The organism is Agrobacterium sp. a22-2 (assembly GCF_012276985.1).
Classification (GTDB): domain Bacteria; phylum Pseudomonadota; class Alphaproteobacteria; order Rhizobiales; family Rhizobiaceae; genus Allorhizobium.
Genome location: NZ_JAAXMM010000001.1, coordinates 268,826 through 280,636 on the forward strand (window position 1 = coordinate 268,826; position 11,811 = coordinate 280,636).

Annotated in this window: 11 protein-coding genes; 8 read left to right on the forward strand and 3 right to left on the reverse strand. The window is 61.4% G+C overall.

Annotated elements, in window-relative coordinates; translation table 11 throughout:
- Positions 1-41: 41 nt before the first annotated feature.
- A complete protein-coding gene (locus HFC70_RS01290) occupies positions 42-1,796 on the reverse strand; it encodes an SLC13 family permease (RefSeq protein WP_168471381.1) in 1,755 nt (584 codons plus the stop codon).
- Positions 1,797-1,934: 138 nt separating this feature from the next.
- Positions 1,935-2,399 carry an Rrf2 family transcriptional regulator gene (locus tag HFC70_RS01295; protein ID WP_168471382.1) on the reverse strand — a complete coding sequence of 155 codons (465 nt, stop codon included), beginning with the start codon at positions 2,397-2,399 and terminating at the stop codon, positions 1,935-1,937.
- Positions 2,400-2,847: 448 nt separating this feature from the next.
- On the opposite strand from HFC70_RS01295, the gene HFC70_RS01300 reads away from it, so the two are divergent.
- Complete coding sequence (locus HFC70_RS01300; protein ID WP_168471383.1) at positions 2,848-3,192, forward strand: hypothetical protein; 345 nt, start codon at positions 2,848-2,850, stop codon at positions 3,190-3,192.
- A gap of 54 nt (positions 3,193-3,246) precedes the next feature.
- Here HFC70_RS01300 and HFC70_RS01305 read toward each other — a convergent pair whose 3' ends face one another.
- Positions 3,247-4,164, reverse strand: coding sequence for a LysR family transcriptional regulator (locus HFC70_RS01305; protein WP_168471384.1), 918 nt, complete (start codon positions 4,162-4,164; stop codon positions 3,247-3,249).
- Positions 4,165-4,337: 173 nt separating this feature from the next.
- Between HFC70_RS01305 and HFC70_RS01310 the strand changes: the two genes are divergently transcribed.
- The 7 genes from HFC70_RS01310 (at position 4,338) to HFC70_RS01340 (ending at position 11,804) form a co-directional block, all read left to right on the forward strand.
- The gene (locus HFC70_RS01310; RefSeq protein WP_168471385.1) at positions 4,338-5,543 is read left to right on the forward strand and encodes an ABC transporter substrate-binding protein; all 1,206 of its coding nucleotides are present in this window, start codon (positions 4,338-4,340) and stop codon (positions 5,541-5,543) included.
- Positions 5,544-5,550: 7 nt separating this feature from the next.
- The gene (locus HFC70_RS01315; RefSeq protein WP_168471386.1) at positions 5,551-6,333 is read left to right on the forward strand and encodes an ABC transporter ATP-binding protein; all 783 of its coding nucleotides are present in this window, start codon (positions 5,551-5,553) and stop codon (positions 6,331-6,333) included.
- Between the two features lies 1 nt (position 6,334).
- Positions 6,335-7,036: an ABC transporter ATP-binding protein gene (locus HFC70_RS01320; RefSeq protein ID WP_168471387.1), complete on the forward strand. Its 702-nt coding sequence runs from the start codon at positions 6,335-6,337 to the stop codon at positions 7,034-7,036.
- A gap of 4 nt (positions 7,037-7,040) precedes the next feature.
- Positions 7,041-7,928 carry a branched-chain amino acid ABC transporter permease gene (locus HFC70_RS01325; protein WP_168471388.1) on the forward strand — a complete coding sequence of 296 codons (888 nt, stop codon included), beginning with the start codon at positions 7,041-7,043 and terminating at the stop codon, positions 7,926-7,928.
- A 1-nt stretch (position 7,929) separates the two neighbouring features.
- The gene (locus HFC70_RS01330; RefSeq protein ID WP_168471389.1) at positions 7,930-8,934 is read left to right on the forward strand and encodes a branched-chain amino acid ABC transporter permease; all 1,005 of its coding nucleotides are present in this window, start codon (positions 7,930-7,932) and stop codon (positions 8,932-8,934) included.
- 107 nt (positions 8,935-9,041) lie between these two features.
- A complete protein-coding gene (locus tag HFC70_RS01335) occupies positions 9,042-10,637 on the forward strand; it encodes a GMC family oxidoreductase (protein WP_168471390.1) in 1,596 nt (531 codons plus the stop codon).
- Positions 10,638-10,733: 96 nt separating this feature from the next.
- The gene (locus HFC70_RS01340; protein ID WP_168471391.1) at positions 10,734-11,804 is read left to right on the forward strand and encodes an enoyl-CoA hydratase/isomerase family protein; all 1,071 of its coding nucleotides are present in this window, start codon (positions 10,734-10,736) and stop codon (positions 11,802-11,804) included.
- The last annotated feature ends 7 nt before the right edge of the window (positions 11,805-11,811 follow it).

The following is an 11,811-nucleotide window of genomic DNA, read 5'->3' on the forward strand; positions in this document are numbered from 1 at the left end:
GCCAGGATTCCGTCCCGGAAGGGGCGGCCTCATTATCGATTCTACAGCCACACCACGGTGATTGCAAAGAAGGCGACGAGCAGTACGGCACAGCTAACAGGCCAGCCGGCCCTCGGGAAGTCCGAAAAGCGGTATCCGGCAATTCCCATGGCAATGGTATTGTTATGATGCCCGAAGGGCGTCAGAAAATCGACCGAAACGCCGATTGCCACGGCAAACAGCAAAGCCTCGACCGGACAATCAAAATGGCGGGCCATCTCGACTGCGACCGGGATCAGGACAAGGGCTGCCGAGGCGTTGTTGATGAATGGCGTCAACAGGAAGGCGGAGACCAGCATCAGGCCGACCGCCGCCACCGGCGCATCGCTCGGCATGGCGCTGGCCAGCCAGCGGGCTATGGATGCGGCCGCCCCGGTGGTTTCGACGGCTGCGGCCAGCGGCATCATCGAGGCCAGCATGATGATGATCGGCCAGTTGATATCGGCAAGCGCCGCCCGCAGATTGAGCTGCCTCATTGCCAGCAGCACAAGAACCACCAGGCCGAATGCCATTTCGGTGGGCACCAGTTCGAATGCGGCCAACAGGACACCCAGGGCAAAGACGCCAAGCGACAGCAGGGACGGCGGCGCTTTCCAACGCTCCGCCGAGGGCCAGAGCTGCAGGCTTTCGGCTTCGCGCAAGGCGGTGGCGACGTCCTTTTGGTCGCCGCGCAGATAGAGGATATCGCCGATTGAAATGCGCTGGTCGACCAGCCGGCCCTCGATGCGCGCCGTTTGCGTTCCGATGCCGACGACGGAAATGCCGCGGGCGCGAAACACCTCCAGCGTCCGGATGGACGAGCCGACCAGCGTGCTTTCCGGCATGACCACCGCTTCGAGCAGCGGCGTCCCGTCGTCATGGTCGCGATCGGCATAGGCAAGCGCGCCCGTGTCGATTAGCTTGGTGATCCTGCCCAGTTCACCATTGATGAGCACGACATCGCCCGACTGGAGAACGATATCGCCGCGCCGGGCAAACAGATAGCGGCCATCGCGCACGACGGTGTGCAGGCTCAGGTTTTGGCTGCTTTCGATGTCGGGCAACCGGCAACCGGTCCAACCGGATCCGTCGCGAATACGAAACTCGGCCAGAATCCGTCGCCCGCCGTGCTCGCCCGCCGGTGCTTCGTCCCGTTCCTCGCCCAAGATCCGCGGCACCCAGAGCACCAGGATCACCAGACCCATGATTGTTGCCGGCACGCCAGCATAAGCGAAATCGAAGAAGCCAAGCGGCTCGCCCGTGAAATCACGGTTTGCGGCACTGACAATGAGGTTTGCCGGGGTGCCGATCAGCGAGCAGGTGCCGCCAAGCAAGGTGGCATAGGACACCGGCAGCAACAGTTTGCGCTGAGACATACCGGTCGAGGCGGCGATCTGAAAGACCATAGGAAGAACGAGCGCCAGGGCGCCGATATTGTTCATGAAGACCGAAACGAAGGCCGCCAGCGCCGAGAGAGCGACGATAACTGCTATATCCGAGTGTGCGAAACGCAAGATGAAGCGGGTGGCAGGATCCAGCACACGCGAGCGTCCGAGAACCTGCACGATGATCAACACTTCGACAACGGTGACGACGGCAGAGCTGGAATAGCCGGAGAAGATGTCGCCGACGGGCACCAGGCCCAGGAGGAAGCCGGCGGCAACGCCGGCGATGGCAACGAGTTCCATGCGGAACCGTTCGGTTGCGAAGGCCACAAACATTGCGGCCAGCAGGCCAACGATCGCGACCTGGTCAAACGCTGGTGCCGTTGCCTGCATCTTGCTCGGTCGCTCCGGCCTTCACGGCGTAATCTTCAAGTCTACATTGTGCAATCACGGCCCGGTCTTAGCAAGTGGTCAGCACGCCGCGGCACGGCGGCTCGAGGTTGCGGAAAGCGACCGGCAGGCGACGCCAATTCAGCTGGCGCGCTTTTCCATTGGTTCGTCCTGGGTCAAGTCGTTGAGGCCAGGTGCAGCCACGAATTGCTCAAGCGTCATGGTGTCCAGAATAGCAGCAATGGCGTCGCGGACCTGGGTCATCGAACGCCGCACCTGACAGGTTTCCGGATCGGCACAGTCGTCACAAGCCTCAAAGGCAGTCCGGCTGGCGCAACGAATCGGCGCCAACGGTCCGTCGATAATTCGAATTGCGTGACCAATACGGATCTCGCTGGCGGGATGCGAAAGGGAGTAACCGCCACCTGGCCCCTTTTTGGATCGCAGGATGCCGCCATTGCGCAGTTCCAGCAAAATGGTGTCGAGGAACTTCTTCGGGATATTGTTGCGCAGCGCGATCTCGCTGATGAATGCCGTTTCTCCCGGACCAAGCTTGGCCAGATCGACGAGGGCCTTCAATCCGTATTTGCCTTTTTTCGTCAGCATTGCCGTCTGCTTTCCACACCGCGCCGAGGCGCGCGCCAGCCTAAATCATCCAAGCATGTGTACATCCAACATTGCCGGATGCTGGTCCACAAGCCTTAAAACCATATAAAAATTATAAATTTCATACGCAAGTTCGTCGCTGGCGATTGTGTCGGGAGAACGGCCCCGCATGCGCAATCCGCAGATCTTTGTTGGTCGGACTCCGCTCGGATTTGGATTTTCCAGGAAACCGGATGGAACCTTCGGGCGCGCCATGAATTAAATAGACATATTTTCTATAAAATATATAGATTTAAAAAATGCTTTACCTACACATGGCATGAAAGAGTCCCTATCTTTTGTAAGCCGACTGAAAACGTCAACGTCTGCAGGAGGAAAAGAGATGCGCCGCCAAAACCCGATTTTGCTGAAGCCTGCGAGCCGTCCGATGGGCCGCAAGGATCATGGCTTGCCCCAGGTCTTTGATCTGAAATCGGCCCTGCTCGATCTGTCGGGCGGAGTGATGTCCGCGAGTGCCGTAGCCGCAGGTCGCGCCAGACATTGCCGCCTGGACCGGATTTCGCCGAAGAAGAAAACCGCCGCTGAGCAGCTTTCGCCACGCTGTGGAGGCGCAGAGGTCAAGAGGACGCGGTCGCGCGGCGCAGGGCCGGGCGTAGTCGACCCGATACGATACCGCACGTCAACGGCCTGGGCATGGATTTCAGCACTGGTCGCAGCGCCTGTCGTCGCCATGGCCAATCGTTTCGCGCGGTCGGTCGAACAGGCTAATCCCGATCACTGGTATCACGATTGAAGCCGGCAAACGGTTGGGACCTATATCTCGCTGATGAGACGTCGGTTGCTGCCGTCAGGAATTACGGGTGAAGTCCTGGGTGTTCGCCTGATAGGCCTTGGCGATGAAGCCGGCCACGCTGCGGATACGGGGCACATCGCGCAGGTCGCGGTGGCAGACCAGCCAATAGCTGCGCCGAAGCGTCACCTCGTCCGGCAGAACGATCGCCAGATCAGGATATTTTGAAGCGATGAAATTCGGCAGAACACAGAGGCCAAGGCCGTTGCGGGTGGCCGTCAGCTGCGCGAAGATGCTGGAACTCTGAAATTTTGCCCTGAGGCCGTGATGCACGTCGCCCAGATAATCGAGACCCGGGGCGAAGATCATGTCCTCGATATAGCCGATGAAGGGATGGTCGAGCAGGTCATCGCGCCTGCGGATCGGAGCGCTGTCGGCGAGATAGGATCGTGCGCCGTAGACGTGCAGACTGTAATCGCCGATCTTTTCGGAGACATAAGGACCGGCCTTGGACGGATCCAGCGCCACCGCCACATCCGCTTCCTTGCGCGACAGCGACATGATCTGCTGGATCGTCACCAGTTCCAGCGAGATATTCGGGTGGTCTGCCACGAACTCCGTCAGGCGCTCGGTAAAGAAGAAATTGGCAAAACCCTCCGGGGCGCTGAGCCGCACGACGCCGCGCAAGGTGGTGAGTCCTGAGGAAATATCGGCCTGCAGGCGCTCGGTCTCGGTTTCCATCCGCTCGGCCGTCTCGATGAAGCGCTGCCCGACATTGGTCAGCACGTAGCCGCGCGGGTTGCGCTCGAACAGCTTGACCTTCAGGACGAATTCGAGCCGGTCGATCCGACGGGCGACCGTGGCATGACTTGAGCGTAGCTGTCGTGCCGCTGTGGACAATTGCCCGGTGCGGGCCACCGCGAGAAAGAACTGCAGATCGTCCCAGGTGAACAATGTCCGGTGCTTTTGCGTCATAGCCTTCTCCATCTGTTCAAAAATGAACAGACCCTGTTTGCAAATAGCGACCAATGCGGTCTTGCGTCAATCAGACAATTTCGGGAACGTAGCGTCAGGGGAGCAGCTTTGAGGAGTGGCTGTTCACCATTTTTGAACAGACTCGCAATCTGGCATCTCTGGGAGGAGAAATTATGCGCAAGAATCTTATCGCATCCATGGCACTCGTGCTGGCAAGCAGCACCTCGGCATTCGCAGATGCGTCGGATGGCAAGGTCAAGATCGGCATCCTGAACGACCAGTCCGGCGTCTATGCCGATTTCGGCGGCAAGTCTTCGGTCGAAGCGGCCAAGATGGCCATTGAAGATTTTGGCGGCAAGGTGCTGGGCGTGCCGGTCGAGATTGTCGACGCCGACCACCAGAACAAGGCCGACATCGCTTCCAACATCGCCCGCCAGTGGTTCGACACCGAGCAGGTCGACGCGATCATGGAGTTGACGACGTCTTCGGTCGCGCTCGCGGTGCAGGCGATCGCCAAGGAAAAGAAGAAAATCGACATCGTCACCGGTGCCGCAACCACGGAACTGACCGGCAAGCAGTGCAGCCCCTACGGCTTCCATTGGGCCTATGACACGCACGCCCTGGCCGTCGGCACCGGCGGTGCTCTGGTCAAGCAGGGCGGCGACAGCTGGTTCTTCCTGACCGCCGACTATGCGTTCGGTTATTCGCTCGAGCAGCAGACCGGCGATTTCGTCAAGGCCAATGGCGGGACGATCACCGGCGCCGTGCGCCATCCGCTCGCCTCCAACGATTTCTCGTCCTTCCTTCTGCAGGCCCAATCGTCCGGCGCAAAAGTCATCGGCCTTGCCAATGCCGGCGCCGACACCCAGAATGCCATCAAGCAGGCCGCCGAATTCGGCATCACGGCCGGCGGCCAGCGACTGGCGGCCCTTCTCTTCACCCTGGCCGAAGTGCATGGCCTTGGGCTTGAGGCCGCGCAAGGCCTGACGCTGACAGAGGGTTTCTACTGGAACCGCGACGAGGAAAGCCAGAAATTCGGCAAGCGCTTCTTCGACCGCACCGGCAAGATGCCGAACATGGTGCATACCGGCACCTATTCCGCCGTGCTTCAATACCTGAAGGCAATCGACAAGGCCGGCACGGATGAGACGGAAGCCGTCTCGAAGGTGCTGCATGAAATGCCGGTCGACGACGTGTTCGGACGCGGCGGCACGGTTGGCGCCAATGGCCGGATGTTCCACGACATGTACCTGCTGCAGGTCAAGAAGCCCGGTGAGAGCGACGTTGCCTGGGATTACTACGACGTTCTCGCCACGATCCCCGGCAAGGAAGCCTATATCGATCCGGCCAAGAGCGGCTGCGATCTGGCTGCGAAGTAAAGCACACATGTCGCTGAACACTGCACAGATGCAGGAAGAACCGCGGGTGGTCTTGTCCGCCCGCGGTCTCTGCAAGAGCTTCGGGGCTTTCGCCGCCGTCAGCAATGTCGATCTGGATGTGCACCATGCGCGCGTCCATGCCTTGATCGGGCCGAACGGCGCCGGCAAGACCACGGTCTTCAACCTGCTGACCAAGTTTCTGGCGCCGACGAGTGGGACGATCAGTCTTCTCGGCACGGACATTACGCGGGTCGCTCCCGACAAGGTGGCGCGTCTGGGACTGGTCCGCTCCTTCCAGATCTCGGCCGTCTTCCCGCATCTGACGGTGCTCGACAATGTGCGCGTCGCCCTGCAGCGACCCAACCATCTGGCCACGCAATTCTGGAAGCCGATGTCGGCGCTCGACCGGCTGAATGCCCGGGCCGACGAGTTGATTACCGCCGTCGGCCTCTCCAGGGAACGCAATGCGGTTGCCGCCGATCTTTCCTACGGCCGCAAGCGCGTGCTGGAGATCGCAACAACCCTGGCGCTTGAACCGAAAGTGCTGCTGCTCGACGAGCCGATGGCCGGCATGGGGCAGGAAGACGTCGGCATCGTTGCCGAGATCATCCGCAATGTCGCCAGGGAACGGGCCGTGCTGATGGTCGAACACAATCTGAAAGTCGTTGCCGATATCTGCCACCATGTCACGGTTCTGCAGCGCGGCGAGATCCTGGCCGAGGGCGATTATGCCAAGGTCAGCGAAGATCCCCGGGTGCGGACGGCCTATATGGGCAACGAGGAGCACTGACATGGGCACTCTGCTGCAAGTCAAGAATTTGAACGCCTGGTACGGCGAAAGCCATGTTCTGCACGGTGTCGACATGACCGTCGAGGAAGGCGAGATGATCACCATTCTCGGCCGCAACGGCGTCGGCAAGACGACGACACTGCGCACGATCATGGGCATCCTGCGCGAACGCAAGGGCGAGATCCGCTTCGACGGCCGCGACATGATGTCTGTGCCTCTGCATCGCACTGCCCATGCCGGGATCGGCTTCGTGCCCGAAGAGCGCGGCATCTTCTCGACGCTGACCGTCGAGGAGAACCTCATGCTGCCGCCGGTGGTCGCCAAGGGCGGCATGCCGCTCGACGAGATCTATGAGCTGTTTCCCAATCTCCTGGAGCGTCGCTCCAGCCCCGGCACCAAGCTGTCGGGCGGCGAACAGCAGATGCTGGCCATGGCCCGTATCCTGCGCACCGGCGTCAGGCTGCTGATCCTCGACGAGCCGACCGAAGGTCTGGCGCCCGTCATCGTCCAGCGCATCGGCGAGGTGCTGAAGAAACTGAAAACCCGCGGTATGACCGTGCTGCTGGTCGAGCAGAATTTCCGCTTTGCCAGCAAGGTCGCCGACCGGTTCTACCTGATGGATCACGGCCAGATGGTTGGCGATTTCCCGGTGGCGGAATTGCCCGAACGCATGGGCATGCTCAACAAGGTTCTGGGGGTCTGACGAGATGACGATGATTTTCGGAATACCCATGCAGGCCCTGTTCGGGCAATTGCTGATCGGACTGATCAACGGCTCCTTCTATGCCTTGCTCAGCCTTGGCCTTGCGGTCATTTTCGGCCTGCTGCGGGTCATCAATTTTGCCCATGGCGCGCAGTATATGCTTGGGGCTTTCGTTGCCCTGCTGCTCCTGCAATATCTCGGCATCAACTACTGGTTTGCGCTGATCCTGGCGCCGCTTCTGGTCGGCCTGTTCGGTGCTGCCATCGAGCGGACCATGCTCAGCCAGCTCTACAAGATCGATCCGCTATACGGACTGCTCTTCACCTTCGGCCTAGCGCTGACCATCGAGGGCACGTTCCGCTATCTCTACGGCGCCTCGGGCCAGCCCTATTCGGTCCCCTCAGCCCTGGCCGGTGGCGTCAATCTCGGTTTCATGTTCCTGCCGATCTATCGCGGCTGGGTCGTGGTAGTCTCGCTTTTGGCCTGTATCGCTACATGGTTGCTGATCGAAAAGACCAAGCTCGGCTCCTACCTGCGGGCGGCGACGGAAAATCCTGTCCTGGTGCAGGCCTTCGGCATCAATGTGCCGCTGCTGCTGACGCTGACCTACGCGCTCGGGGCCGGTCTCGCCGCCTTTGCCGGCGTGCTGGCGGCGCCGATCTACCAGGTGTCGCCGCTGATGGGCACCAATATCATCATCGTGGTCTTCGCGGTCGTGGTCGTCGGCGGCATGGGCTCGATCCTCGGCGCCATCATCACCGGCTATATGCTGGGGGTGGCGGAGGGGCTGACCAAGGTCTTCTATCCCGAGGCATCCAATATCGTGGTCTTCGTGATCATGGCCGTGGTCCTGCTGATCAGGCCGGCCGGTCTCTTCGGACGGGATGCGTAACATGGCGGATATCACCGATATGACCAGTTCCAAGATCCAATCCTCGGGCCTCAGCCGCAAGGCTGCAGCGGTGCAGATCACCTTCCTGGCGGTCGGTCTCATTGCGCTGCTTCTCGCCCCGATCTTCCTCTATCCGATTTTCCTGATGAAGCTCCTGTGCTTCGCGCTGTTTGCCTGCGCCTTCAACCTGCTGCTCGGCTATACCGGCCTGCTGTCGTTCGGCCATGCGACCTTCTTCGGTGGCGCGGCCTATTTCACCGCCCATGCCGCCAAGGAATGGGGCCTGACGCCGGAGCTGGCGATCCTGGTCGGCGTGCTGGGAGCCGCCGTGCTCGGCCTCATCATGGGTTTCTTCGCGATACGGCGGCAAGGCATCTATTTCGCGATGATCACGCTGGCGCTGTCGCAGATGTTCTTCTTCTTCTGCCTGCAGGCCGAGTTCACCAAAGGCGAGGATGGACTTCAGGGCGTGCCGCGCGGCCATCTGTTCGGCCTGATCGATCTCTCCGGGCCAACCAATATGTATTATTTCGTGCTAGCGGTCTTCGTCATCGGCCTGCTCATCATCTGGCGCTTCGTCAACTCGCCGTTCGGCATGATCCTGAAGTCGATCCGCGAAAATGAACAGCGGGCGATCTCACTCGGCTATTCCGTGCAGTATTACAAGCTTGGCGCCTTCGTGATGTCTGCAGCGCTGACCGGTCTTGCCGGAGGGTTGAAGGCGCTGGTCTTCCAGTTCGCGACGCTGACCGACGTCACCTGGCAGATGTCCGGCGAAGTCATCCTGATGACGCTGCTCGGCGGCATCGGCACGCTGATCGGCCCGATTTTCGGCTCCGGCCTGGTGGTCGCCCTGCAGAACTACCTGGCGACCTCGGATTTCCCGGTGACCATCATCACGGGCGTTGTCTTCATGGTTTGCGTCCTGCTCTTCCGGCGGGGCCTGATCGGCGAATTCTACGCATCCCGCCTTGGCCGGGCATTCGGCTTCGAACACCGCAAATAAGGCATGGCGAGCCAGGCCCTGCCCGGCTCCGACCATGGGATACAGCAAAGAATGAGCAGGCCCGCTGTCGCGCGACAGGCGGCAAGGAAGACCTGCGGAGAATGGGCATGGACCAGTTCGACTATATCATCATCGGGGCCGGCAGTGCCGGATGCGTGGTTGCCAACCGCCTCTCGGCCGACCGCAACAACCGCGTCCTGCTTCTGGAGGCCGGCGGCAGCGACAATTACCACTGGATCCATATCCCGGTCGGCTATCTCTATTGCATCAACAATCCGCGCACCGACTGGTGTTTCATGACCGAGGCCGAGCCGGGGCTGAACGGCCGGGCGCTGAACTATTCGCGCGGCAAGGTGCTGGGCGGCTGCTCGTCGATCAATGGCATGATCTATATGCGCGGCCAGGCGCGCGACTACGATCTCTGGCGGCAGATGGGCTGCGAGGGCTGGGGCTGGGACGATGTGCTGCCGATCTTCCGCAAGTCGGAGGATTTCTATCGCGGCGAAAGCGATCTGCACGGCGCCGGCGGTGAATGGCGGGTGGAAAAGGCGCGGGTACGCTGGGATGTGCTGGAGGCTTTCCAGAAGGCGGCCGGAGAGGCCGGCATTCCGGCGACCGAGGATTTCAACCGTGGCAACAACGAAGGCGCCGGCTATTTCGACGTCAACCAGCGCTCCGGCATCCGGTGGAACACCGCGAAGGCCTTTTTGAAGCCGGCCCGCGGCCGCGCCAATCTTACGGTTCTGACCAAGGCACAGGTGCGCCGGCTGCTGGTCGAGGACGGCGAAGTGACGGGCGTCGAATATCAGCATGACGGCGTTGCAAAGCAGGCCCTGGCACGGCGTGAGACCGTTCTCTGTGCCGGGTCGATCGGCTCGCCGCATATTCTGGAACTCTCCGGCATCGGCCGCGGCGACATTCTGCGCGAAGCCGGCATCGAGACTATCAAAGAGGTCAAGGGGGTCGGCGAGAACCTGCAGGACCACCTGCAACTGCGCATGGTCTACAAGGTGACCGGTGTGCCGACGCTGAACGAAAAGGCCAGTTCCTTCTTCGGCAAGGCGTCGATCGGCCTCGAATATGCGCTGAAGCGCTCCGGACCGATGTCGATGGCGCCGAGTCAACTCGGCATCTTTACCCGCTCCGGACCGGACAAGGAGACGCCGGATCTGCAGTATCACGTGCAGCCGGTGTCGCTCGACAAGTTTGGCGACCCTGTCCATGCCTTTCCGGCAATGACCGCCAGCGTCTGCAACCTGAGGCCCGAAAGCCGCGGCTCGGTGCATGTGAGAAGCCCGGATTTTGCCGCACAACCAAAAATCCGGCCGAATTATCTCTCCACCCAGTCGGACCGCGACGTGGCCGTCAGGGCGATCCGGCTGACCCGGGAGATCGTTTCAAAACCCTCGTTCGCCCGCTTCAATCCGCAGGAATACAGGCCCGGTCCCGCGTTCGAAACGGATGCGGACCTGGAAAGGGCCGCCGGTGACATCGGCACGACGATCTTCCATCCCGCCGGCACGATGCGCATGGGCGGCGATCCGGACAGCGTGGTCGATCCGCGGCTTCGAATGCGGGCGCTGAGGCGGCTGCGGATTGCCGATGCCTCGGTGATGCCGACCATCACCTCGGGCAATACCAACTCGCCGACCATCATGATCGCCGAAAAAGCCGCCGAAATGATCCTCAGGGATAACCGATAGAGCCAAGGGCCTGTCTGGCCGCCTATGCGCTGGACAGCCGCCGCCAACGGGTCCATTTCGGGAAAATGACCAATCGGCGGGAGAGAGATGCACGACATGGAACACGACACCGACGAAATCCTCATCGAACGGCAAGGCAGCGCAGCGATCCTTCGCCTCAACCGGCCGAAGGCGCTGAACAGCGTTACCCTGCCCATGGTGCGGGTGATGAAACGAGCCATGGCGGATTTTATCGACGACCCTGATGTGGCCTGCGTCATCCTGGCCGGTGCTGGCGAGCGCGGTCTTTGCGCTGGCGGCGATATCCGCAAGATCTATGATCAGGGCAAGGCCGGCGATGCCGCGGTGACGCAGTTCTGGCGGGAGGAATTTCCGCTCAACTATACGATCTCCCACTATCCCAAGCCCTATGTGGCGCTGATGGACGGCATCACCATGGGCGGCGGCGTGGGCCTTGCCTCGCACGGCGCCGTCCGGATCGTCACCGAGCGCACCCGCCTTGCCATGCCCGAGACAGGCATCGGCTATTTTCCCGATGTCGGCACCACGTGGCTGCTGCCACGGGCGCCCGGCGAGGCCGGGACATGGATGGCGCTGACGGGCAACGAGATCAGCCCGGCGGATGCACTCTTTGCCGGCCTTGCCGATCATGCCGTGGCATCCGCCGATCTCAACGGGCTGGTGGCAGCGCTTGGCGCATTAAGAGCCGATGCCGACCTCGAGGCCGTCGAGGCGGTGGTCGGACGGTTCTCCCTCGCTCTTCCGGAGGGGTCTCTCAGCCAGAACCGGACCGTGATCGACCGGGCCTTCCGTTTCGATACGGTGGAGGAGATCCTGTCGGCGCTGGAGCACGAACCTGGCGATTTCGCTAAGGACAGCCGCGCCACCATGCTGAAGCGCTCGCCGACCAGCTTGAAGCTGGCGCTCCGACTGCTCCGGCTCGGCCGGGAGAGTTCAGGCCTTGTCGAATGCCTGGAGCGGGAGTTCGCCGCCGGCACGGAAGTGCTGCGCGGTCACGATTTCTACGAGGGCGTGCGCGCCGCGATCATCGACAAGGACCGCAATCCGCAATGGCAGCCGGCCAATCTCGGCGCCGTCTCCGACACTGACATCGCCCGCTATCTCGTTATCGGGCATCACCCGCTTTTTCCCGATCACCGTTTATGAAGGTATC